A 23,390-nucleotide genomic window follows, 5' to 3' on the forward strand; every position below is an offset into this window, starting at 1 on the left:
AACAAATCGTTCGATCGGCTACAAATACAAGTGAAAAAACTCAAATACGCCTTAGTTCACGAATGGTTGACGCCCTTAGCTACTGGCGGTTCAGAACTCGTAGTGCAGGAAATCCTCAAACACGTAGACGAGGCAGATGTCTATGCCCTCATCGACTTTGAATCGGCCAATCCCGAAAGCTATCTTTTCGGGCGACAGATTGGCACAACATTTTTGCAGCATTTTCCCGGAGCCCGCAGCGGTGTCCAAAAATATCTGCCCTTGCTGCCGATCGCGATCGAACAACTAGATCTGCGAGAATACGACATCATCCTCTCATCATCCCATGCCGTCGCCAAAGGCATCCTCAGCAGTCCCCAGCAACTGCACGTCTGCTACTGCCACACGCCCATGCGCTACGCTTGGGACTTAACTTTTGACTATTTGCGCAGCAGCAAAGCCGGACGGGGCATCCCGGGGCTGCTGACGCGATATTTGTTGCATCGACTGCGGCAGTGGGACGTAATTTCCGCCAACCGCGTTGATTATTTCATCGCCAACTCCCAACACACGGCGCGCCGAATTTGGCGGTGTTACCGGCGGCGGGCCCAGGTGATTTATCCGCCGGTAAACATCGATCGATTTTCCTTGATGCGGCAAAAACAAGACTTTTACGTCACAGTTTGCCGGTTGGTAAGTTACAAAAACGTTAGTGCGATCGTCCAAGCATTCAATCAACTCGGGCATACTCTAATTGTCATCGGCACCGGGCCAGAATTAGAAATGATTCGGCAAATCGCCAAACCCAACGTGCAAGTGCTCGGCTGGCAGCCCGCCGAAATAGTTGAAAAGTACATGGCAGAGGCGAAAGCTTTTGTCTATGCAGCTTGCGAAGATTTTGGCATAGCTTTAGTAGAAGCTCAAGCTTGCGGAACGCCGGTAATTTCCTATGCAGCAGGGGGCGCTTTGGAGACAGTGCTCGACATTCGCCAACATCCAGAGACTGGGACAGGTTTATTTTTTTCTTCCCAAACCGCAGCAGCATTAGTCGAAGCTGTCGAGGAATTTGAGCAGTTGCAAGGCAAATTTGAGCCAGAAATCTGCAGGTTGCGCGCTGAACAGTTTGCCCCCGAAGTCTTTGGGCAGCGCTATCTAGCTTTTGTGGAACACTGCTATCAGGAATTTCAATCCCGCGATTTTACCAAGTCTGGGAGTTGAGAGAGTTGGAGAGGGGGAGAGTGGGAGAAAGCCGCCTAAAGACCTGAAGGCCTGAAGGTCAGAAGGGGAAAATCTTACTTAGGCATAAGTGCCTTTTGCATAAGTGCCTTCAGAAGCCCTCTGCATAAGTGCCTTGTGCCCTCTTTACTCTTGACCGCTTCCATCGGACTTCTTCCTTCAGAAGCCTTATGCCTTAAGCTTCCGCTGCCTTCAAAATAGCTGCATTCTGCCTTCTCAAGTATTCAGAAGGCAGAAAATTGAGTATTTGAAACATAATTCAGAGAACAAAGCGTCTTGAGGCTTTATGATCAGGACTGTGTGTGGTGTGAAGTGAAGGAGTAAGATGACTGCCGACAGCCAACTAATCTCCGGCAAGGTAATTCGAGCGATCGCAAGACGCGGTTTTGGGCCTGTCCTGCAAGGAGATAGACGAATAAGTCGTTCTCTACAGAGCCTCGACGGAGAACTTTTCAAGCGGTTATTTGACATCCTGTTTTCCTTATCGGTTCTGATCCTGTTTGCTCCGGTTTACCTGCTTTTGGCTTTCTTAATCGCCTTAAGCTCGTCCGGGCCTATTTTTTACGTACAGGAACGAGTAGGCAAAAACCGTAAAAGGTTTTATTGCCTTAAATTCAGAACGATGGTGGAAAATGCGGACGACATATTGCTGGAAATCATGGAAAATTCTCCGCATTTGCGTCAAGAGTTTGAGGACAATTTCAAGCTGAAACAAGACCCTCGAATTACCTGGATTGGAAGATTTTTACGAATGACAAGTTTAGACGAATTTCCTCAGTTTTGGAATGTTTTAAAAGGAGATATGAGCGTCGTCGGGCCGAGACCTTTAGTTGAAGAAGAACTGCCGAGATACGGCCGTCACATCAACAAAATTCTCACCATAAGACCTGGAATTACAGGCTTGTGGCAAGTGTCCGGTCGCAACGACATTCCCTATCCCCGCCGAGTCCAAATCGACCTCTATTATGCAAATGACAAAAACCTTTGGATGGATATGTGGATTGTATTCAAAACAATTGGAGTTGTGATATTTCCCAAAAATAACGGCGCATATTAATTTTTGTCCGCAGTCAGCAATCAGTAGTTAGTTTTATTTGTTACTAGCCACTGATGCTGACTACTGACAGCAAGCGACAAACTCTTTGTCAAAACTAAACAGTTCCTTGATGCCGATCGAAGAATTGTGAGTTAACGTAGAGTTTGAGAAGAGGATCTACAGGCAACAACAGCCTCTGCCCACAAAGTCCGAAGTGAATTAACACAGCCTGTCAAAGGAAAATCAGATGACGCAACGCAAGCGAGCGCTAATAACAGGTATTACAGGCCAAGACGGCTCCTACTTGAGCGAGTTACTGTTAGAGAAAGGATATGAAGTTCACGGCATTATCCGGCGCAGTTCCAGTTTCAATACCGATAGAATTGACCACATCTATGTAGATCCTCACAGCGAGGGAGCGCGGTTGTTTCTGCACTACGGCGACTTAACCGACGGTACTACTCTGCGCCGGATATTGGAAGAAGTTCAGCCGGTAGAAATTTATAACTTAGGCGCTCAATCTCACGTTCGAGTCAGTTTTGACTCGCCGGAATATACGGTTGACACAGTAGGAATGGGAGTATTGCGCCTGCTAGAAGCAATTCGGGACTATCAGCGCCGCACCGGCATAGAAGTGCGGTTCTATCAAGCAGGTTCTTCGGAAATGTTTGGTTTGGTGCAGGAAGTTCCGCAGAAGGAAACAACTCCTTTTTATCCCAGAAGTCCTTACGCCTGCGCCAAAGTTTACGGTCACTGGCAAACAGTAAATTATCGCGAATCTTACGGACTTTTTGCCTGCAACGGCATCTTGTTCAATCACGAATCTCCCCGCCGCGGTGAAACTTTTGTAACTCGAAAAATTACTCGCGCCGTTGCCAGAATAGTCGCAGGCAAGCAGAAAAAGATTTTCTTGGGCAATCTCGATTCCAAGCGGGACTGGGGCTATGCTAAAGACTACGTGCAGGCGATGTGGCTGATGCTGCAAAAAGACAAGCCTGACGATTATGTCATTGCTACTAACGAGACCCATTCCATTAAGGAATTTCTCGATTTGGCTTTTACTTACGTCAATTTAGATTGGCAAAAATATGTGGAGTTTGACGAACGCTACTTGCGTCCGGCAGAAGTCGAACTGTTGATTGGCGATTCGACTAAGGCGCGCCAGCAATTAAATTGGGAACCTTCTGTAACTTTTCAGGAGTTAGTACATTTAATGGTAGATGCTGACATGAAAGCTTTAGACCAGCAAGGTCGGGGTTCGGGCAACGGATTTGATTGAGTAGCTAAACAAAGCCGTCAGTGCGAACAATTTGTAGGGGTAGTGCCCCGTGTCTACCCCCTTTCGCGAAAGGCGCGCACCGGGGGGGTTGCCCCTGCACACAATCCATAAAGGATTAGAGGATTGTTACAGCTAAGTAGGTGGCGACAAATAAACACTACATGGGAGGACGGGTGAACTCACTGCTCTACTCGCTTGTATCTCGCGCTCTTAACCCGTACTCGCCCCTACAATATACTATGGTTTTTTTCGAGCATCTACTCATTAGCGCGATCGGCATTCAAAGAACCAGCTTAATTGCTCGCAAAATTTTCAGATGTGCGGGCTAACAAAAACATTAAAATGATAGTTGAGGACTCGCGACTCATAAATCTAACTTTCGGGTGTGCACGGCTCACATTTTCCCTATCTGCAGCAGCTAAAACTGATTTGCGGGCAACCGCGTCCTGTAGTTGAAAGCTTTTTTTGCTAAAGCAACAATTTTAGAATTGAAATTGTCGATCGACCCTTATTCAAAATCCCGAGGCTAAAATTATGACAAGCTTGGATTTAAGCAGCAAACGCATTCTAGTCACGGGCGGCGCCGGTTTTTTGGGCCGTCAGGTAATCGACCAGTTAGTGAAAGCAGGGGCCGATGCTGATAAAATTGCGGTGACTCGATCGCGCGACTGCGACCTCCGCGTCCTGGAAAACTGCAAGCGCGCCGCCGACCAACAAGATCTCATCATTCACCTCGCCGCCCACGTGGGCGGCATCGGTTTAAACCAACTCAAGCCGGCTGAATTATTTTACGACAATTTGATGATGGGCACGCAACTAATCCACGCGGCCTACGAAGCGGGAGTCGAAAAATTTGTCTGCATCGGCACGATTTGCGCTTATCCCAACTTCACCCCAGTTCCTTTCAAAGAAGATGACCTGTGGAACGGCTATCCAGAAGTAACTAACGCACCTTACGGAATTGCCAAAAAAGCCTTATTAGTGCAACTGCAATCCTACCGCCAGCAGTACGGATTCAACGGTATCTACTTGCTACCAGTAAATCTGTACGGCCCGGAAGATAACTTTGACCCGAAAAGTTCCCACGTCATCCCCGCATTAATTCGCAAAGTCCACGAAGCGCAACAAAGGGGAGACAAAACACTGCCAGTTTGGGGCGACGGCAGCCCTAGCCGCGAGTTTTTATATTCCACAGATGCCGCACGGGGAATTGTGATGGCGGCTCAATCTTACAGTGAATCTGACCCGGTAAATTTGGGAACGAATAGCGAAGTTAAAATTCGCGATTTAGTAGAAACGATTTGCGAATTGATGGGATTTGAGGGAGAAATTGTTTGGGAAACAGACAGACCAAACGGTCAGCCTCGCCGCTGTTTGGATACGGAAAGGGCTAAGCAAAAGTTTGGTTTTGTTGCTGAGGTGAAGTTTAAGGAAGGGTTGAAAAATACGATTGATTGGTATCGAAAACACGCAGTTTGAGTATGAAAAACCCGGTTTCTTCAAGAAACCGGGTTTTTTTAGTTATCAGCCTCTCGGCATTCTGAATCTGGTTTTCTTGATTGGTCTACCTTTAGTAGCTTGGCGAATTGGTGTATGGAAACTATTGTATGGTGTACCTGCCACAATCATTGGCTTGCTTTATATTCCACCGTGACTACTGGCATGACTTTGGGATTACCCACATTATTTACTGTACTGGCTTGGAAAAACAAGAATTGGTCAGTTGTAGATCGATCGCACTACTCATTGATTACGCTAGCGGCGCTGGCGTTCAGTCCATGTTCATTGGGCTTTGAAGAATTTGGAGGCGCGCGATCGCACATCTGGCACAGTCTTAGGTTAGCCATCCCAAAATAACTTATGTATAGAGACTTGGTAGCAGATTAACTGTTTATATCTCAGACTAAGCAATATTTATTAAACATCTATAAGTATAGGTGTAAATCCTTAACAACTGTTGTCTAAAAATGTTGAATGCCAGCTTATAAGTTAAGGTATAAAAACGATATATATATAATATTAGAGCGTTTTTTGTAAAAGTTAATATATTATATATTATTGAATTAAGTCATTTGGTGTAAGCGTTGGTGATTTCCGTTATGAAACGCTAAATATGCAAGTCAGAGAAACCAGTATCCACAAAGCTTCGGGATGTTAAACTTATTTTTCTCATACCCTAATTAAGCAACGCCAGATTTGGGAGCTATCTAACTCACGAACGAGTTCTTTGAACAGCAAATTGACCGCTTTAGGCGTTAGACGCGATCGCACTTACGTGTAATTGGGCATAAGTTCGATCGCCCCCAACAAACTCAGCACAATCCAATTACTACCGGATCAGCGCTCAAAGTACCCGATATCGACTACAGTAAACACAAAATATTATTGGCGGTGATTTGAGTGATTGAGACTTTAGCAACAGGAATCGCAGCAGCCGGTTCGCTGCTAGCATTGGGCGGATTGGGCCTAGAGTTGAACTATCGCCGGACTGGGAGTGCAAATAAACTAGAACTAACAGCCGGAGAATGGCACTTAGCCATCTCGGAACCCAACCGCTATCTTTTAGTCGGGGAAATGGAGTTCCGCAACCTGACACAGCGGTTTGAGATTATGTTGCCGGAAGTGCGGGCACAGGTGAAACTGCTGTCAGACGGAAGTTTGGATGGCGTTACCTCCCAGACAAAGGTGATTCCTTGCCACAAAGAGGCAGCAGCCAGAGCAGACGATTACTGGTTCGGCTATATTGTTAAAGCCCAAAAAAACACAAAAATTAAAGTTTCTGTAGACATTCAAGGGCAAGATTTAACCAAATTGCAGTCAGCTTGGGTGCAAGTACACTTCGTCACCTACGGCCCGGGCGGGCGCATCCCGAAAGTCCGTAACGTAGTAGTCCCGCTGCAATTTCCCAACTCGGACACCGTACCCATCGCCAGAAATGTCGGAGTTGCAGAAGTCTTGCCGATTCGCACTCACATACTGGCGGAACTGGACAATCCCGTCGAAATTGTCAAGCGGTACGTTCTGCCGCGCGCCCAGAAAGGCGATATTGTCGCCCTGGCAGAAACTCCCCTAGCTTTGATGCAGGGACGCTACCGCCATCCCAGCGAAGTCAAACCCGGATGGGCGGCAAAGCGAGTGTGCTTGTTTTTCTTGCCCATGTCGAGTTTGGCCACGGCTTGCGGAATGCAGACGTTGGTGGATGTAGTTGGGCCTGGGCGGGTAGTGGCGGCATTTGCGATCGGCGCTGTGGCCAAAATATTTGGCAAACCGGGAGTCTTTTACCAACTAGCAGGCGAACAAGCCAGGCTGATCGACGACGTTACCGGGACTTTGCCGCCCTTCGACCAATTTATTGTCCTCGGCCCGGACAATCCCCAGCAAGTTGTAGAAGAAATTCAACGAGAAACCGGACTTGCGGCGGCGATCGTAGACGCTAATGACTTGAAAGCAGTTAAGATATTAGCAGCGACCTCCGATTTATCGGTAACATTTTTAGAGCAAGCCTTGCGCAGCAACCCCGCTGGGAATGCTGACGAGCGCACACCGGTCGTTTTAATTCGACCTCTGCCACAAAAATCTTGAGTTGAAAACAGAAAATTAAAAATTCAAAAAGATGATTTGAAATTTTTAATTTTCGATCGATCGAGAAAGGGAGAAGAATCAAAAGTTCTAAGTTTTGAACTCAAAATATACGCTTTCAAAACTCAAAACTTCTCTAACTCTTCCCCTTTCTGAATTTTTATTTTTAAATTTCCATTCCCCACTTTCCTGCTATGACTTCATTTCCCTCCCAAAACCAAAACCAGGTTGTGATTCGCCCGTTTCAGTATCGCGACATCGAGGTGATGGAACAACTGTGCGCGGAAACAGCCGAAGAGCCAGAAAACCGCAAGGGCGGAAGCTGCGACGTGGTACTAGGTAGAAAGTTGCAGCAGATTCGCCGCTGGTACGGACTGCTAAAGATTTTTAGCTGGTTTCCCAACCCTTGTCAGTCTCTGTTCCGGGCCCACGTTGCCGAAGAAGAGGGGAGCGTTAAGGGCATAATTCAGATTTCTCCTTTCAACCGCACCCGCAGCACTTGGCGGATCGATCGCATAGGAGTAGACCCGGAAGCCCGCAGCAAAGGAATTGGTTCCATGCTGCTGCGCTACTGCTTTGAGGCAGTCTGGGAGGCGCGGACGTGGCTGTTGGAAGTGAATGTCGGCGACAAAACTTCCTTAGCTTTGTATCGGCAGAACGGGTTTCAGCCTTTGGCCCAGATGACATACTGGACGATCGCCCCAGAACGCCTTCAAGAAATGGCAAACTCGACGCCAGATTTGCCCAACCTGCTGCCTGTTAGCAACGCCGACGCTCAGTTGCTCTACCAACTGGATACCGCCTCTATGCCGCCGCTGGTGCGCCAAGTATTCGATCGCCACATTCAAGATTTCAAAACCAGTTTTTTCGGCGCTTTAGTCGAAGGTGCCAGACAGTGGCTGGGCAAAACAGAGGTAGTCAGCGGTTACGTGTTTGAACCGCAGCGCAAAGCCGCGATCGGATATTTTCAGGTGCAGCTATCCCGCAACGGCCACCAACCGCACGTCGCTCAGTTGACGGTACACCCGGCCTACACTTGGCTTTACCCGGAACTGCTGTCCCAGATGGCGCGCCTCGTTCAAGATTTCCCAGTTCAAAGCCTGCAACTGGCTTCCGCTGACTATCAGCCGGAACGGGAAGCTTATTTGGAGCAATTTGGAGCAGTGCGCGTGGAACACAGTTTGCTGATGTCTCGATCGGTGTGGCACAAATTGCGGGAGTCCAAGTTGGTTTCTCTCGAAGGACTCCAGCTATCAGAAATGCTGCAAAGCTTCCAGCCAACTCGCAAACCCGTACCGGGCCGGATGTCCTGGCTCGGCCCGATGGCTGGGGAAGCGACAGCAGGGCCCCCGTCCTGTGAGATTAAACCCCTGTTGGCTGACTCAGGAAACAGCCAAACAAATCAAGTTAACCCCTTGAACTTCCCGAATTCCGAATCAGCAGCAACAGATAGCAGCAGCATTTTGCCTCTAAAATTGCCTGAATTGCCTCTAGACGGAGGCTGGCCCGGAGAACTCAATTCTTAATAAGTGAAAGCAGAAGGTAAAAGGTAGAAAACCGAAAAAAATAGAATTATTCATCTAAAAAGTTCCTTTTTTCGGTCATCATCCCAAAATATCCCTTCTGCTTTTGATTGAGCTCAACTTAAGATTACCTATTTTCTTCTTACTTTCTTCTCTTCTTTCTTCGCGTCCTAGCGTTTACGCGCCGCTTCGCTAACGCGTCTTCGCGGTTCGTAAAAAAAATATTCCGGTAATGAAAAGAATTAAATCTAAAATCTAAAATCTAAAATCTAAAATTGAATGTCCAACGATAAATTATGGATTTCAGCTCTGGGATTGGATATCGGTCTCAAACGAGTCGGCATCGCCGGGTGTGACGGCACCGGTTTAATAGCTACGGGCATTACAACTCTGGTACGATCGTCTTTCGATCGAGACGTAGCTTATCTCCGAGAACTCGTCCGAGAGCGGAGAGTGCAAATTTTGGTTGCAGGCTTGCCCTACTCCCTGAGCGGAGAATTGGGTGCTCAAGCCCGACAGGTGCAGAAATATGCTACTCGCATCGCCGCAGCCTTAGAACTCCCCCTAGAGTACGTGGACGAGCGCCTGACTTCGGTTGAGGCAGAGGAATTGATGAAAGCACAAGGGATTTCGCTGTCGCAAAATAAGGGTTCGATCGATCGCAAAGCAGCGGCCCTAATTTTGCAGCAGTGGCTAGACGAACGGAGGCAAAATATCTGCGCCATTCCCAATCCTTGATAGCTTGTAACAGAGGCGTGATATCCTGGTTGTGCAAGTTTGCGAAGCACACCTGTAACCCTTGACAAACTGGAGAAAATTCTGCTGTACCCTCGGTACTAAAGAAGCACAAAATCGTGATTTGTCCTCAGTGTCGCTTGCTGACTCGACTGAGATTTAAACGCTGCACTCCTCGCCTGTGGAAAAAGCCGCGAGTCTCGCGGTTTAAGCTTGTGGACTGGCGATAGTCGCCCACTTAGCCAGAATATCGCCACGAAAATTCCCAATTGTCAAGCAAACGTTACTGAATTATTGACGGAAAATAAGATACACGCGATGTCCTCATCCCCATACCGCAAAAAAGAGAATGGCAATTCCAACGAAGAGTCCGTCACCCTGACGGATGAAGTTGGGCGATCGCTGACTTGCAACATAGAATATTCTATGAACCTAGAAGGTCAAGAATACGCTTTGCTGCTTCCGATTGACTCACCCGTAGAAATTTTTACTTGGCAGGGAGACGATACCGACGAAGCAGCAATTCCTGTAGAAGACGAGACCGAAATTGACAAAATTTTTGATACAGCTAAAGTTGTCCTGCAAGAGCAGAACTTGACCCTTCGACGCACTGCGGTGACGCTGACTGTGGTTGGCGAATTGCCGGAATTTCCCGAAGAGGATATGGCATCCGATGCCGACCCGGATGAGGAGTCCGAGTTCGAGGAGCTGATGTGGCTGACCAGCTTCTACCACGAAGAACAGGAATACGCCATTTATACGCCTCTCGACCCGTTCTTTATCTTGGCTAGAATGAATGACGACGGCAAGCCAGAATTGCTCTCGGAAGAAGAGTTCCAAAGGCTGGAACCGATGTTGCCTATGCTGGAAGACCAGTTTTTTGACGAGCTTGATTAGATATTAATTGCAGGCAGAAGGTCTGACGGCAAAAAGCAGAATTTTTTACTATTTTATAAAAAAGTAAACTGCTCGCTCGATCGAATTTTTTCGAGATTGTGCCTTCAGCCTTTACGCTCGGGCTTTTGAATTGGGCCGCGTGAATTGAGTCTTTTAAATGGCTTGTATCCGTAACTTTTCGGTCATCAATCGCAGGTCATCAGTCATTAGTCGCTAGTTAATCGCCACTTATCCAGGACAACGGACTATGAATAAAGAACAAATGACAACAGGCAGCGCGCGCGAGGGCCGAAAAGGTACTCCGCAAGTCTCTAAATGGTTGTTTTATCTGGCGTTGCTGCCGGCAATCTGGGGGATTTGCGCTTGGCAGGGCTGGGCTTGGTGGAGCTGGGCTTCGGCGCCGCCTAAAATAGCTGAAACGTCAACTTCCCCGGCAGAGGATGCTGCTGTTTCTATCCAAATCCCGGAGGGTACTCCCAGTCAAAAAATCGGCCGGGATTTAGAGGCCGCAGGGTTGATTCGATCGAGTTCGGCATGGAATATGTGGGCCCGCTGGCTGACTCTGCAAAACCGGGAGGGAGGTTTTCAAGCGGGAACTTACCAACTGTCGCCGACTCAGCCTCTGAGTGCAGTTGCTGACAAAATTTGGAAGGGCGAAGTCGTACAGCAGAGTTTCACGATTCCAGAAGGGTGGTCGCTGCAACAAATGAGCGCTTATTTTGAGGCGCAAGGTTTTTTTCCGGCTAAAGATTTTATTGCGGTGGCGAGTCAAGTTCCCTACGCTCAGTACCCTTGGCTGCCGAGCGGCCTGCCTCATTTGGAAGGGTTTTTGTACCCGGATACTTATCAGCTAGACGGCGATGCAATTAGCCCGGAAGCTGTCATCAAGCAAATGCTCGGTCGTTTCGAGCAGTTGGCTTTGCCGATATATCAAAAGAATCAGAAGAATACTAAGCTGGATTTGAAAGAGTGGGTGACGCTGGCGAGTATTGTGGAAAAAGAGGCTGTGGTTGCTTCCGAGCGCAATCGCATTGCTGGAGTGTTTACCAGCCGCTTGAATAAGGGCATGAAGTTGGGTTCAGATCCGACTGTTGAATACGCCCTCGGCATCAGGCAAACCAAGGAAAAACCTCTGACTTTTAAGCAGGTGGAAACGCCTTCTCCCTACAATACTTATGTGAATGTAGGGCTGCCGCCAACTCCGATCGCATCTCCGGGAATAGCAAGTTTGGAGGCGACTCTGAATCCAGAAAATACAGAATACCTGTATTTTATGGCGCGGTACGACGGCACTCACATTTTTAGCCGCACGCAGGCGGAACACGATGCTGCGATTGCTAAAGTTGACCAGCAGTTGCGATCGACCCAATAGATAGGTAATGACTAATACAAAAGTAAAAAGTCAAAAGTAAGACAGCAAAAGCAATAATTATTATTCACTTTTGATTTTTTACTTTCTTAATCTTTAACTTCCAATTTCTTATTTCTCAATCTAAAACCTAAAATCTAAAATCATTATGACTTGGGGTAAAATACTACAGCCGGACTTAGTTCTAGGCGATTCAGTCATGAAGTTAACGGCAGATATTCTGCAAAAATATAATATTAAAGGATTAGTTTTGGATGTGGACGAAACTCTCGTTCCCATTACAGCAATGAATGCTTCTCCTGAACTCACCTTGTGGGTGGAAGAAATAAAACCGGTGGTATCGCTGTGGTTGGCGAGCAATAATGTAAACCAGATTCGGATCGGTCGGATTGCTGAGTCTTTGAATCTACCTTACATTACGGGTGCTGCTAAGCCGTCGCGCCGCAAGTTGCGAAGGGCTATTAGTGCGATGAATTTGCCGGTGGAACAGGTGGCGATGGTGGGCGATCGACTTTTTACTGATGTTTTAGCTGGCAATCGTTTGGGTATGTTCACTATTTTAGTGGAACCAATGGTTGATGCTGGGTATGCGCTTCGCAAGTATCCGGTGCGCTCTTTTGAAGTTTGGATCTCTCAAGCTTTGGGGGCTTCTCTGAAAATTAAAGATTAAATTGGGCATAGGGCATTGGGCATAGGGCATTGGTATAATGACAACAAACAACAGTCAACAGTCAACAGTCAACAGTCAACAGTCAACAGTCAACAAACCAATGACTAAAACTATTGTTGTTAAAATAGGAACTTCGACGCTGACTCGATCGACTACGGGAAACTTAGCTCTTTCAACTATTGCTGCATTAGTCGAAATTTTAGCCGGTTTGCGGCAGCAAGGTCATCGAGTAGTTTTGGTTTCTTCGGGTGCGGTTGGGGTTGGCTGCGCGCGCTTGGGTTTGACGGAACGCCCGCGAAACATTGCTCTGAAACAGGCTGTGGCGGCTGTGGGCCAAGGGCGGCTGATGCGGGTGTACGATGACTTGTTTACTACTCTGCAACAGCCGATCGCTCAAGTATTGCTCACCAGGCGCGATTTAGTGCAGCGTAACGGTTATGTTAATGCTTACAATACTTTTCAGCAACTGCTCAGATTGGGCGTGATTCCGATCGTCAATGAAAACGATACTGTGGCGGTAGACGAGCTCAAATTTGGCGATAACGACACGCTTTCGGCGCTGGTGGCGAGTTTGGTAGAAGCAGATTGGTTGTTCGTGCTCACAGATGTCGATCGGCTGTATTCCGCCGATCCGCGCAGCAATCCCGACGCGCAGCCGATCGCCCTAGTCCAAAGTATGGCACAGCTCACAGAATTTCAGGTGCAAACAGGAGATTCCCGCAGCGGTTGGGGAACCGGCGGAATGGTGACAAAAATTGAAGCCGCGAGAATAGCCACTGCATCGGGAGTGCGCACCGTCATCACTGACGGCTGCTTTCCTGGTAATATCGAGAAAATACTCAACGGAGAGTCGATCGGCACTCAATTCGAGCCTCAACCGCGCCCTGTAAACGCTCGCAAACACTGGATAGCTAACGTGCTAGTTCCGGCAGGAAAACTATATTTAGATGCGGGTGCTGTCAAGGCAATTTCCCACGGCGGAAAATCGCTTTTAGCTGCGGGTATTGCTCAAGTAGAAGGACAATTTCAAGCTGATGATTCCGTGCAGTTGTGCGACGCAACCGGCAAGCAAATTGCTAGAGGACTTGTGAATTATAGCAGTTTAGAATTGAGACAAATCCAGGGCTGCAAGTCCGATAAAATTGCTGAAATTTTAGGCTATGCGGGTGTAGAAACGGCGGTACACCGAGATAATTTAGTGATTGTTTAAACTACTACATATCGAGACAGTCGATCGCGCAATGAGCGAATGCAGAAATTGAGGATACTTGCAGCACAGTATTGCAAGAATTTGTTTGGCTGTGTCGGAACAGCTCGTTCATCGCTTCTGTAAACACTTCAAATACATTTTTTGCTAATTCTAAAGCTGCTTGGCGTTCCGCATTAGTAAGGTTTATCTCTGCTAAAACTTGCAACATCTCTGGCGTGTTTAAAAGGTGATAATTTTCTAAACCCACATCACCTCCTCCAAAATAAACATATTCTTTTTGGGTAATTTGCTGTAATTCCATTACCACTGCTAGCGCCGCCTCAAAAAAAACTTTAGCCGTTCCTTCGAGGACTTCCACTAATACCAGTTTTTGAATGGGAGAGGCTTTCCAAGCGTAGCGTTCGAGCACTGAACACAGCGATCGCGTTTTTTTAGTTTCTTCACCCCAAAGCAGTCTAGAATCACCATAAGTCATTGATTGGTTAAAGCCCAGTTCCTCTAGGTATTCTAGATAATCGTGCCAGTAATAGTTTTGGTTATAAGTATATTTATTAATTAGTTCCTGAACTTTGTTATCACTATAAGATTCTCGGATTACATATTTATTTAAATCGCTCAAGCTCACAGCCAAAGGAGCGAGAATAGGTGCAAAAATTAGTCTTTGCTGCAGGTAAATATTTCGATCGCCTAGAAATGCAAATAAGGGTAAGTCTGCAAATTCTTGCTTTTTTGTTTGAATAAATTCTAGAACTTCTTTCATAGCCTCGCACTCTCACTAAGTTGTTTAAACTGGGGTTCCACACCTGGCTTGATTATCGAGGGTTTGTAGGAAATATCTTTGTATTTGATATCATGTTTATTTGTGTTTGTAGTCAGGACAAAGTGTGATTTGCATCATATTGTGTTCCACCACTAAATCGGGGTTGAGAAGCAGGGCACTCTTACCTGCAGTTACTTGTGCGGCAATGAGTATAGATGACAATTTTCGATGGCGAATTGCCTTTGGATGCGTTCTGGGTTAATCTATCTTTTGGATCAGTTAAGAAAATTATAGGAGTGAATCTTGGAACGGACTTTTTTAGCGATTAAGCCCGACGGCGTACAGCGCGGACTCGTCGGCGAAATTATCGGTCGTTTTGAAGCCAAAGGCTTTAAGCTAGTTGGCATGAAGCTAATCACGGCGAGTCGCGAACTTGCCGAACAGCATTATGGCGTACACAAAGAAAGACCCTTTTTTGCGGGACTGGTAGACTTCATTACTTCCGGGCCGATGGTGGCGATGGTGTGGGAAGGCGACGGCGTTGTGGCCTCGGCGAGGAAAATGATTGGCGCAACAAATCCTCTGAATTCAGAACCGGGGACAATTCGCGGCGATTTGGCTGTGAATGTCGGCCGCAATATTATTCACGGTTCTGATGCTGTGGAAACTGCCCGTGATGAAATTAGTCTCTGGTTCAAGGAAGAAGAATTGAGTGCTTGGACACCTTGTTTAACTCCTTGGATTGTGGAGTAGTTTTGATATTCTCCCGATTGATTAATCGGGAGATATAATACTTATCGCCCTCTTCGCCAGATTTCTCGCCCGTTGAGAATTTCTGGTCAAAACTTAAAATTATTCTCAGTTCTATCAACACGACAAATTATCAAAAATTAGGAAAAGCGATAGAATTTGAGATTTTTTATGGTTACCAGGATATTCCTGGTAACGAGAAGAAAAAACGTTAATCGGAACTTAAAAACTCCAAATAATTATCAGTCAATTCTTTGACTGCTAATTCGTAAAACTGCTGACCGTGTTCGGGGGTTGCTAAGCCCGGATTTGAACCCATTCTACCGTCGGGAAATCGGCGGCGGAAATCAGCAGCACCGTAAATTTTGTACCCGGAAGCGACTTCTTCCGAAAGCGGAGCTTGCTTGATTGCTTCTGGATAAAGGTACTGGGTTAAGGCGATTTCGCTGGGGGTGGCGTGGGAGCCTTCTTGGTTTCCGTACAATTCTTTTGCTAGTTTGTAGACTGAACCGCACATGAACCAGTTACCGATTTGACACTGAATTCGATCGGCATTCGGTAAATTCAAGTCAGACAAATGCGCGTAAGTCTCGGAAAATGCTGCTTTCATCGTGGCAATGTTGCCGCCGTGACCGTTAATGAAAAAATATTTTACAAATCCGGCTTTTGCCAAAGATGTAATATAATCCCTGATTACGAGTATTAGCGTCTGCGGTCGGAGGGTGATTGTGCCGGGAAAGCTGGTGTGGTGCAAAGCCATCCCTACATTAATTGTCGGGCCGATTAAGGCATTGGCAGCTTCGCCGACACCGCGGGCGATCGCACTCGCTGCAATGGCGTCAGTGCCGATCAAGCCGGTGGGCCCGTGCTGTTCGGTGGAACCGATCGGGATAATTATGCCTCGGGAGCTATCGAGATAAGCTTCTACCTCGGGCCAGGTACTCAAATGCAGCAACATGATAGGCAGTCTACAGAATTTTTACTTGCTATCGTCGATCGTAGCGGGCACGGGAAAAAAAGGACTCTGGGCCAACTTATTATTTTATTCTTAAAAAAACCTTTACAGTGCGAGCGCAACTTTACATTTATATTACTTAACCTTAATAATTTAACCAATTAATTACCCAAACTTTACCTTTTAATAACCTTTTAAGAGTAGTATAACAAGCATCTCCCTATAGATTGGGTGTTACCTGGTCGATTAACAGCGGGCAATGTTTTATGAAATTAACACCGACCCCTAAAAATGACCAGACTTCTGAGGCCAGGACGCAGGCAGACAGCGCGGCTCCGGCAACTGCTCTACGGTTGTATTCCTTGCACGAGCAAGTAGCAAAGGTCGAGCGCGTGTCTGTGGGATGGACTGGAGAAGGATTCTAAGCGATCGAACATATCGCGATCGTACAAGCGATCGCAGCGCGAGAGTGCCTCAGCTACCGAACAAGGCCCCTCTCGCTAGCCATATACAAACATAACTCCCACGGATATTTATGTCTTCTGCTGAATTAAGCGAAAGTCCTTCGAGGTTGGCTGTTGGACAAGCCGGCCGAATCTTGTTATTGGAAGGTGAAGACCTGTTGCGGGAAATGCTAGCTTTAGCCCTTAAAGAACAGGGCTATGAGGTGGTGGTTACTAGCGATGGGCGCAACGCTCTGCCTTCTGTACAGGCTTCTTCTTCATACCACGGTGAATTTGCCTTTAACCTGTTAATTATGGATTCAATTAACGGTTTGGATCTGTGTCGAATGTTACGGCATCAAGGAAATCCCGTCCCTATTTTGATTATCGGTGCTAGAGGAAGTGCCAACAATTGCGCTTTTTACTTAGAAGCCGGATCGGATGATTATCTGACCAAGCCTTTTGGAATGCGGGAGTTTATCGCTCGGTGTCGGGCGCTGATGCGGCGCCAGCGCCTCGGTCAGTTGCCGCAACCCGTGAGCCTGCAATATAAGAGCATAACTCTCTATCCTGAAGAGTGCCGGGTGTTGGTTCGCGGTGTGGAAGTGAAATTTTCTCCAAAACAATTTCGCTTACTAGAACTATTTATGAGTAATCCGCGGCGAGTTTGGTCTCGCGATCATTTGCTGGAAAAAATTTGGGGTCAAGATTTTATCGGAGACAGTAAAACCGTTGACGTGCACATCCGCTGGCTGCGCGAAAAGTTGGAAATCGATCCGGGCAAACCGGAATATATCATTACGGTACGCGGGTTCGGCTATCGATTTGGTTAATTTTTTAAATGCGTGGTAGGGTGGCAAGTTGCAGCCGAATAGACGTAGGGACACAACATTGTTGTGTCCTTATTGGTCTGTGTAGGGCTTGGTGAATAAAAGCAGAAGGCTGGCTAGATAAAAGTTTTAATCTTGTTTTGGCCTAACAACTGCAAGTTATAGCATAAGCGAAGCTCAAAACCCTTGCACTTTCGTGTTTCGTCGCTGGGTAAATTTGAGAAATAAACGACGAACCTACTATTTTTAAAGTTGTGTGGCGCGAGGTTATTCGCTAAGTAGCCACGTTCGCCTAAAAAGAAAAAACCACCTTTGATTGCGGACTCGCGCCACCGTCACCTTTCTACAGCAAGACTTTTAGACCAGGCTCAGCAGTCACTCCCGATCGGGCTGGCATTGCGCACCCAGTGCTCTCTAAGCGGATGATGAAGGACTTGCATTCCTGGCTGCAAACCATAACTCAAAACTCCCCTGTCCATTCCCAACAATGAAGTTTCCAGCAATCTCCTGCAACCGCAACAGCCGCCACCATATCTGAACAGGGAATTAATTCAATTAAAGACCATCTTGATGCTTCTTCAGGGTTTTCTTCAACATTTAACAGCGCTGCTGGTTCTCCTGGTGCGAGGGTGACATCAAACTGATTCAGGGGAATAGAAAGTCCTTTACCGACTGCTTTGATATAGGCTTCTTTGCGAGTCCAGCAGGTGAAAAAAGCGGTGGGTTGGAGATGCTCGGGGAGCGCTCGCAGCACAGAGCTTTCTAAAGGTGAAAAAAACTTTTCAGCAATTTCCAGATAAGAAAAATTGGGATTTATGCCTTCAATATCGACACCAATATCTCTATTTTTGGTAACAGCAATTAGAGCCATTCCGCCAGAGTGAGACAAATTGAAACGCAGGGTATTTCCACCTTGGGCGGCGATGAGAGAGGGTTTGCCGTAAGGATTGTAGTCAAAGCGCAAAATGTGAGAATTTATGTTAAGATAGCGGCTCAAAATCGCTCTCAGCGCGCCACGACTTACAATAAATTGCGATCGACCTTTGGGAAAAACAAAACGAGCGGCTTTTGTCCGTTCGTCCGCAGAGAGAGTCTGTTGTAAACTCTGCAAGCAAGATTCTGTTTGAGCCAGAGAAACGCGCCAAACATGAATTTCGCCCACATCTAATGTCAAGTCGAGCGGTGGGGAATTCCACGAATCAAAAGCAGCAATCATGTATTTATCTTCTCTTATGACTCACCTCATGCAGCATTCCCAGAAACAGGCAAGATGCTTGTTATACTTTTAGAAACAGGCAAGATGCTTGTTATACTTTTAGAAACAGGCAAGATGCCTGTTATACAACAGATGAAGTGCAATTTCAAATGTTAATAAATCCAGGTTTGTACAACTTTTCCTGCAATTTTTTGTCCCAACCAAGGCGTATTTGCCGATCGCGACTTCAGACTTTGCCCCTCAACAGTCCAACTAATTTCCGGGTCGAACAAAATCAACTCAGCAGAGACTCCCGGTGCAACCGTGGCGGGGGTTTGTCCGAGACAAACGGCAGGGCCTGCGCTCAAAACCCGCCACAGTTCTAAAGCCGAAAATTCGCCTGTTTCTACCAGTCCGTGCCACAGCAAAGGCAAAGCTAATTCCAAGCCGATCGCCCCGGGCGGACTATCAGCAAAAGCCACAGTTTTCTCCTCATAAGTATGCGGGTTGTGGTCGATCGCGATCGCATCAATTACCCCATCTTTCACAGCTTGAATCAGCGCTAATTGGTCGCTGAGATTGCCCAGCGGCGGTTCTAGGCGTAAATTCGGATCGTAGGCGAACAAAGCAGTCAAAGCATTTTTCCCGCCGGAATCTTTAGAGTTTCCTGAAATTGCCCCGACATTCAACAGCAAGTGCATCCAAGTAACACTCGCAGTCACCGGCAAACCCCGCGCCTTCGCATCTCGAATCAATTCCACGCTGCGCGCTGTAGAAACGCGCATAATGTGCACCGGAGTGCCTGCAGATGCCACCAACTCCAGGATTGCCGCCAAAGCCGAAGTTTCCGCACTCGCCGGAATTCCCGGTAAACCCAAGCGCACCGACACCGCGCCCTCCCTCACCGCGCCATTTCCTGCCAAAGTTCGATCGCACGGCCACAAAGCCACAGACTTGCCCAAAGGCTTGATATACTCCAGCAAACGCCTCACCAGAGCCGGATTAGACAGCGACAAACCGTCCGCAAAACCCACCACCGCAGAGGAGGCCAGCTCGCCCAACTCCGCCATCTGCTGCCCTTTAACGCCCGCTGTCAGCGCGCCCCAAAAATACAAGCGGGGCCGCCCGGCCGACAAACTGCCGATATGTTGCTGCAACAAAGCTAAACCGGCCAAATTGTCAACAGGCGGCGAGGTATCCGGCAAAATCGCCACTCGCGTAAAACCCCCAGCCGCCGCACCCTGCATCAAAGATTCCAGCGTTTCCCGATCCTCAAAACCCGGTTCTCCGCTGTGACTGTAGATATCAGTTAACCCCGGCCCCAAAATCAGTCCCCGGCAATCCCGCACTTCCGTGTCAGCGGGAAACTCAGCAATTTTTTCCTCAACTGCTTTGATATCACCTTCAGCAATCAGAATATCAGCGATGCGATCGCTCCCTGAAACTGGATCTAGCACTCGTACATTTTGTAGCAGTTCGCGGCTCATATAGCAGAAGGAAGAAGGAAGTTCGGCAACGGATTATGTAACGGATGTAACGGATGTAACGGATGTAACGGATGTCAGGAAGAAGGAAGAAGCAATCCACCGCATTAGTTTCAGGAATTAAGAACTTCCTAAGCGTCGGGCGCGGTTGTTATCAAAATTCAAACATTTTTCAGGCGGGCGAAGCGTAGCGGTGGGCGTTCCTTCCGCTACGGGTTCGCGCCGAGCACTTTACTAATTACAGTGCTCCTGCGGCTGTTTGGTCAAAAACGCCGCCGCTCAAATGAGTTGTGACATTCATCGCCTGCAATACCGGCAAACCATCGGGGCCGTGGGGATAATCAATCACGCTAACGGCTCCGTTTCCTTGTTTGAATTTCCAGAAATGTTCGGGTTCTAAATTGAACAGGTGGCAGAGAATAGCTTTGTTAATGGCATCGTGAGCAACGACAATCCCAGTACCAGAAACTGATTGTACAATTTCTCGCCAAGATGCGATCGCCCGAGTCCAAACGTGCTGCAAATTCTCTCCTTCGGGCATTTGCACATTTTCAGGAGATGTTTTCCATTCTTCCAGCAAACCCGGATAGGATTGTTCTATTTCTGATTCAAACTTTCCTTCCCAAAGTCCGTGGCTGATTTCTCTCAACTCATCGCGCAGTTCCAGTTGCAAACCGCCGTGATATTTAAGAATAATTTCCGCAGTTTCTTTCGGGCGCAGCATCGAACTGCTGATTGCAAAATCTAATTTTACATCCTTGAGAAATTCTGCCGCCCGCCGGGATTGTTCGCGGCCGTTATCGTTGAGAGGCACGTCAATTTGCCCCTGAAATTTACCTGCTTTATTCCAGTCGGTTTCGCCGTGACGTACCAGCAACAAGCGCGGGCCTCGGTGTCCGTCCCTCGGTTTGGGAAAAATTTCCCCGGTATGGGAAGTTAAATTCAGCGATTCTAATTGAACTGCAACTTTCTTTTTTGGCTCTCCGAGTTTGTCGTTAGTAACAGGGGAAGTTCCAAAATTAATGACGCTAATTCCGCAATTTGACTGTTGAATTGATTGATAGTAATCCGGGGTAATTTCCGACGCGGTGGCGATGAGAGCGCGGTTGATTCCGTTGTGACCTACTACTAGAATTGTGCCGTGCTGGTGGCGCGATAAAAGTTCTTGCCAAAAATGACGGGCGTTAGCAAAAATTGCCAATACGGGAAAGTGTTCGATGTCTCCGTCAGCAGATGGCAGTTTCATGGAAAATTTGTCTGGCTGTCTTTGCCACTGCTGATATGCTTCGGGGAATTTGTCGATCGCATCTTGGCGCAGCATTCCTTCCCACAGAGGCAAATCGATTTCCATCAAATTATCAGTTGGCTCGAGTTGTGGCGGATTTGTCAAGCGCGACAGGATGATTTCCGCTGTTTCTTTGGCTCGTTGCAGGGGACTGGTATAGGCGGCATCAAAGGCGATACTGCTGAGTGTGTCGCCTACTTGCAGGGCGGCGCTGCGGCCTGCTTCTGTCAAAATCGATTTATCCAGGCGGCCTTGGATGCGGCGTTCTTGATTGTAGGTGCTTTTGCCGTGACGGACTAAGATAATGCGAGTCATTCGATTTTAGATTTTAGATTTTAGATTTTAGATTTAGCCTGCTACCCCGCTGCGGGTGCGCAGTGCGCACCTTACCCATACATGGCGGGTCAAGGATTTGTGGCGTAAGTCTTGTTGAGGCGAGTCAAAAAGATGAGCCAGTGAAATTTTACCAGTTGTCGGGATACTCTCGTCTGCAACGACCTATGATTAAAGACGGAAAAGATTTAGCCACGGATTCGCGCGGGACGGAAAAGCAGGAATGACATTGAAGCGGGTGATTTTAGGTATTTTAACGGCGATCGCGATCGCCCTGGTCGGTTTATCTTTAGTTGCTAGTTGGAACCAGCCACAAATTCAAAGTCGGCTGGAACTCTACCAGACAAATTTGCTGCTTCACGCCTCCGAGTGGCAAGGAGAAAATAATCAGAGTGCTAATTTAAGTTCGGCGCGCAACAATATTGTCGGTGCAGATCCTTTAAATACGGCTTTGACACAGTATCAAGAAGCGCGAGACTCGACTCGCAAAACTCTCGAAACAACTCAAGCACAATTTAAAGAAATTCAGTCGCCCGTCGCCTCCAAGTCTGATGATAATACTCTGAATTCTGCTCAAACTAAGGTTTTGTCAGAGTCGTTCGAGCAACAGTCAGTGCTGCTAAACGAACTTGACTTGCGCCTGGGAATTTTGCAGGCAAGCAGCGGCAAAACTCAGGCGGCGATCCAAACTTGGAAAAATTTAGTTGAGCGGTACAACACTCAAATTGAATACGACCCTTCGGCGGTCACTGCTAAAGTTTTAACGGGAATTTGGAGCAATCCGGCTCAACTGCTGCCGGATGCCGAGCAGAACATTAAAAAGTCTTTGGATGGCTGGTTTCGCTATCGCGCTCTAGCTCAACTTTACAAGCTGCAAGAACGTTCTAAAGAGCTGGTGGCGCTGCAAGCAGCAGAGCAAGCAACGGCTGAGCAAGCTGTAGAAAAGTTGGCAATTATAGTTGGCGTTCCGGCGATCGCACTTTGTATTGGTACGGTTTTGCTGGTTGGTTTGACCGTGCAGTGGCTGTTGCAGCGGAAGCAGTTAGATACAGCAGGTTCCGGCCCGCTGTTGGCGCGAAATGCGAGCTTGACTTGGGATGTGCCTTGGGACGGCGAGATTGTTTGGCAGGTGCTGGTTGTCGGCTTTTTCTTTGTCGGGCAAATCTTGATTCCCTATTTGTTGCTGCCGGTTTCTCTGACTGTTTTAAAACTCGATCCAGCTACTTTTGACCCGCGCAACAAGGCTTTTTATATCTTTGCGACTTATTTGTTGCTGTCGGCTGGGGGGCTTTCGGTACTGTATTTTTCGGTCAAGTCTTTTTTGCCTTTGCCGGAAGGTTGGTTTCGGATTAATTGGCGGGGAAATTGGTTTTTGTGGGGTTTTGGCGGCTATTTTGTTGCTTTGCCTTTGGTAGTTTTGGTGTCGCTGATCAATCAGCAATTCTGGCAGGGACAAGGTGGCAGCAATCCGATTTTGCCGATCGTTCTCGAAGGTAGGGACAACGTGGCTTTGGCGGTGTTTTTCGGCACTGCTGCGATCGCCGCTCCGGTTTTTGAGGAAATCGTGTTTCGGGGCTTTCTGCTGCCTTCTCTGACTCGCTATTTGCCTGTTTGGGGGGCGATCGCAGGTTCTGCTTTCTTGTTTGCCGTGGCTCACTTGAATGTGTCAGAGATTCTGCCTTTGGCGACTTTGGGTGCGGTTTTGGGGTTTGTGTACACGCGATCGCGCAATCTTCTCGCTCCCATGCTTCTCCACAGTCTTTGGAACAGCGGTACTCTCCTGAGTCTGTTTCTTTTGGGCGGCGGCGCAAGTTAATTCGGGCGGTTGTTAATAATTGTGAA

General features: G+C 47.5%; 21 protein-coding genes. 16 read left to right on the forward strand and 5 right to left on the reverse strand.

What is annotated here, in order from left to right; genetic code table 11:
• Nucleotides 1-30 precede the first annotated feature (30 nt).
• The 12 genes from QUA54_RS16470 to proB all read left to right on the forward strand — a co-directional run bounded on the left by QUA54_RS16470 (nt 31) and on the right by proB (nt 13,513).
• Nucleotides 31-1,197: a glycosyltransferase gene (locus QUA54_RS16470; protein ID WP_333415469.1), complete on the forward strand. Its 1,167-nt coding sequence runs from the start codon at nt 31-33 to the stop codon at nt 1,195-1,197.
• A 343-nt stretch (nt 1,198-1,540) separates the two neighbouring features.
• Nucleotides 1,541-2,272, forward strand: a complete 732-nt coding sequence (locus tag QUA54_RS16475) for a sugar transferase (protein ID WP_172188878.1) — start codon at nt 1,541-1,543, stop codon at nt 2,270-2,272.
• A 226-nt stretch (nt 2,273-2,498) separates the two neighbouring features.
• Nucleotides 2,499-3,530, forward strand: a complete 1,032-nt coding sequence (gmd, locus tag QUA54_RS16480) for a GDP-mannose 4,6-dehydratase (RefSeq protein ID WP_172188880.1) — start codon at nt 2,499-2,501, stop codon at nt 3,528-3,530.
• Between the two features lie 534 nt (nt 3,531-4,064).
• Complete coding sequence (locus QUA54_RS16485; RefSeq protein ID WP_333415470.1) at nt 4,065-5,009, forward strand: GDP-L-fucose synthase; 945 nt, start codon at nt 4,065-4,067, stop codon at nt 5,007-5,009.
• A 114-nt stretch (nt 5,010-5,123) separates the two neighbouring features.
• Complete coding sequence (locus tag QUA54_RS16490; protein WP_333415471.1) at nt 5,124-5,387, forward strand: hypothetical protein; 264 nt, start codon at nt 5,124-5,126, stop codon at nt 5,385-5,387.
• 543 nt (nt 5,388-5,930) lie between these two features.
• Nucleotides 5,931-7,112 carry a F420-0:Gamma-glutamyl ligase gene (locus QUA54_RS16495; RefSeq protein ID WP_333415472.1) on the forward strand — a complete coding sequence of 394 codons (1,182 nt, stop codon included), beginning with the start codon at nt 5,931-5,933 and terminating at the stop codon, nt 7,110-7,112.
• A 191-nt stretch (nt 7,113-7,303) separates the two neighbouring features.
• Entirely contained in the window at nt 7,304-8,635 is a 1,332-nt protein-coding gene (locus tag QUA54_RS16500; protein ID WP_333415473.1) for a GNAT family N-acetyltransferase, read from the forward strand.
• Nucleotides 8,636-8,911: 276 nt separating this feature from the next.
• Nucleotides 8,912-9,370: a Holliday junction resolvase RuvX gene (gene ruvX, locus QUA54_RS16505; protein ID WP_172188893.1), complete on the forward strand. Its 459-nt coding sequence runs from the start codon at nt 8,912-8,914 to the stop codon at nt 9,368-9,370.
• 315 nt (nt 9,371-9,685) lie between these two features.
• On the forward strand, nt 9,686-10,264 hold the full coding sequence (locus tag QUA54_RS16510; RefSeq protein WP_015174712.1) for a DUF3727 domain-containing protein: 579 nt from the start codon (nt 9,686-9,688) through the stop codon (nt 10,262-10,264).
• 247 nt (nt 10,265-10,511) lie between these two features.
• Entirely contained in the window at nt 10,512-11,636 is a 1,125-nt protein-coding gene (mltG, locus tag QUA54_RS16515) for an endolytic transglycosylase MltG (protein ID WP_172188897.1), read from the forward strand.
• Nucleotides 11,637-11,781: 145 nt separating this feature from the next.
• The gene (locus tag QUA54_RS16520) at nt 11,782-12,303 is read left to right on the forward strand and encodes a YqeG family HAD IIIA-type phosphatase (protein ID WP_333197336.1); all 522 of its coding nucleotides are present in this window, start codon (nt 11,782-11,784) and stop codon (nt 12,301-12,303) included.
• Between the two features lie 100 nt (nt 12,304-12,403).
• Nucleotides 12,404-13,513, forward strand: coding sequence for a glutamate 5-kinase (gene proB / locus QUA54_RS16525; RefSeq protein WP_172188901.1), 1,110 nt, complete (start codon nt 12,404-12,406; stop codon nt 13,511-13,513).
• Nucleotides 13,514-13,517: 4 nt separating this feature from the next.
• Here proB and QUA54_RS16530 read toward each other — a convergent pair whose 3' ends face one another.
• Nucleotides 13,518-14,273 (reverse strand): hypothetical protein, encoded by a 756-nt coding sequence (locus QUA54_RS16530; RefSeq protein ID WP_333415474.1) that lies wholly within the window; start codon nt 14,271-14,273, stop codon nt 13,518-13,520.
• Nucleotides 14,274-14,576: 303 nt separating this feature from the next.
• Here QUA54_RS16530 and ndk point away from each other — a divergent pair, with 303 nt between their 5' ends.
• Nucleotides 14,577-15,026, forward strand: a complete 450-nt coding sequence (gene ndk, locus QUA54_RS16535) for a nucleoside-diphosphate kinase (protein WP_333190817.1) — start codon at nt 14,577-14,579, stop codon at nt 15,024-15,026.
• Nucleotides 15,027-15,234: 208 nt separating this feature from the next.
• On the opposite strand, the gene QUA54_RS16540 is transcribed toward ndk, so the two are convergent.
• Nucleotides 15,235-15,981: a creatininase family protein gene (locus tag QUA54_RS16540; RefSeq protein WP_333415475.1), complete on the reverse strand. Its 747-nt coding sequence runs from the start codon at nt 15,979-15,981 to the stop codon at nt 15,235-15,237.
• 263 nt (nt 15,982-16,244) lie between these two features.
• Between QUA54_RS16540 and QUA54_RS16545 the strand changes: the two genes are divergently transcribed.
• Together QUA54_RS16545 and QUA54_RS16550 are read left to right on the forward strand one after the other, a co-directional pair.
• Entirely contained in the window at nt 16,245-16,403 is a 159-nt protein-coding gene (locus QUA54_RS16545) for a hypothetical protein (RefSeq protein ID WP_172188909.1), read from the forward strand.
• 110 nt (nt 16,404-16,513) lie between these two features.
• On the forward strand, nt 16,514-17,254 hold the full coding sequence (locus tag QUA54_RS16550; protein WP_333190814.1) for a response regulator transcription factor: 741 nt from the start codon (nt 16,514-16,516) through the stop codon (nt 17,252-17,254).
• Between the two features lie 457 nt (nt 17,255-17,711).
• On the opposite strand, the gene QUA54_RS16555 is transcribed toward QUA54_RS16550, so the two are convergent.
• The 3 genes from QUA54_RS16555 to QUA54_RS16565 form a co-directional block, all read right to left on the reverse strand.
• Complete coding sequence (locus QUA54_RS16555; RefSeq protein ID WP_333415476.1) at nt 17,712-18,467, reverse strand: 4'-phosphopantetheinyl transferase superfamily protein; 756 nt, start codon at nt 18,465-18,467, stop codon at nt 17,712-17,714.
• Nucleotides 18,468-18,619: 152 nt separating this feature from the next.
• Nucleotides 18,620-19,933 carry a dihydroorotase gene (locus tag QUA54_RS16560; RefSeq protein ID WP_333415477.1) on the reverse strand — a complete coding sequence of 438 codons (1,314 nt, stop codon included), beginning with the start codon at nt 19,931-19,933 and terminating at the stop codon, nt 18,620-18,622.
• 235 nt (nt 19,934-20,168) lie between these two features.
• A complete protein-coding gene (locus tag QUA54_RS16565) occupies nt 20,169-21,530 on the reverse strand; it encodes a histidine phosphatase family protein (RefSeq protein WP_333415478.1) in 1,362 nt (453 codons plus the stop codon).
• 241 nt (nt 21,531-21,771) lie between these two features.
• Here QUA54_RS16565 and QUA54_RS16570 point away from each other — a divergent pair, with 241 nt between their 5' ends.
• Entirely contained in the window at nt 21,772-23,364 is a 1,593-nt protein-coding gene (locus QUA54_RS16570) for a type II CAAX endopeptidase family protein (protein WP_333415479.1), read from the forward strand.
• Nucleotides 23,365-23,390 lie beyond the last annotated feature (26 nt).

It is taken from the genome of Microcoleus sp. MOSTC5, from assembly GCF_036701825.1.
In the GTDB taxonomy this organism is placed as follows: Bacteria; Cyanobacteriota; Cyanobacteriia; order Cyanobacteriales; family Microcoleaceae; genus Microcoleus; species Microcoleus asticus.

Coding starts and splice junctions, on each gene's coding strand:
- QUA54_RS16520 (WP_333197336.1), top strand. CDS start 11,782: ATGACTTGGGGTAAAATACTACAGCCGGACTTAGTTCTAGGCGATTCA.
- mltG (WP_172188897.1), top strand. CDS start 10,512: ATGAATAAAGAACAAATGACAACAGGCAGCGCGCGCGAGGGCCGAAAA.
- QUA54_RS16500 (WP_333415473.1), top strand. CDS start 7,304: ATGACTTCATTTCCCTCCCAAAACCAAAACCAGGTTGTGATTCGCCCG.
- QUA54_RS16560 (WP_333415477.1), bottom strand. CDS start 19,933: ATGAGCCGCGAACTGCTACAAAATGTACGAGTGCTAGATCCAGTTTCA.
- QUA54_RS16555 (WP_333415476.1), bottom strand. CDS start 18,467: ATGATTGCTGCTTTTGATTCGTGGAATTCCCCACCGCTCGACTTGACA.
- gmd (WP_172188880.1), top strand. CDS start 2,499: ATGACGCAACGCAAGCGAGCGCTAATAACAGGTATTACAGGCCAAGAC.
- QUA54_RS16530 (WP_333415474.1), bottom strand. CDS start 14,273: ATGAAAGAAGTTCTAGAATTTATTCAAACAAAAAAGCAAGAATTTGCA.
- ruvX (WP_172188893.1), top strand. CDS start 8,912: ATGTCCAACGATAAATTATGGATTTCAGCTCTGGGATTGGATATCGGT.
- QUA54_RS16490 (WP_333415471.1), top strand. CDS start 5,124: ATGGAAACTATTGTATGGTGTACCTGCCACAATCATTGGCTTGCTTTA.
- QUA54_RS16510 (WP_015174712.1), top strand. CDS start 9,686: ATGTCCTCATCCCCATACCGCAAAAAAGAGAATGGCAATTCCAACGAA.
- QUA54_RS16540 (WP_333415475.1), bottom strand. CDS start 15,981: ATGTTGCTGCATTTGAGTACCTGGCCCGAGGTAGAAGCTTATCTCGAT.
- QUA54_RS16485 (WP_333415470.1), top strand. CDS start 4,065: ATGACAAGCTTGGATTTAAGCAGCAAACGCATTCTAGTCACGGGCGGC.
- QUA54_RS16565 (WP_333415478.1), bottom strand. CDS start 21,530: ATGACTCGCATTATCTTAGTCCGTCACGGCAAAAGCACCTACAATCAA.
- QUA54_RS16545 (WP_172188909.1), top strand. CDS start 16,245: ATGAAATTAACACCGACCCCTAAAAATGACCAGACTTCTGAGGCCAGG.
- proB (WP_172188901.1), top strand. CDS start 12,404: ATGACTAAAACTATTGTTGTTAAAATAGGAACTTCGACGCTGACTCGA.
- QUA54_RS16550 (WP_333190814.1), top strand. CDS start 16,514: ATGTCTTCTGCTGAATTAAGCGAAAGTCCTTCGAGGTTGGCTGTTGGA.
- QUA54_RS16475 (WP_172188878.1), top strand. CDS start 1,541: ATGACTGCCGACAGCCAACTAATCTCCGGCAAGGTAATTCGAGCGATC.
- QUA54_RS16570 (WP_333415479.1), top strand. CDS start 21,772: ATGACATTGAAGCGGGTGATTTTAGGTATTTTAACGGCGATCGCGATC.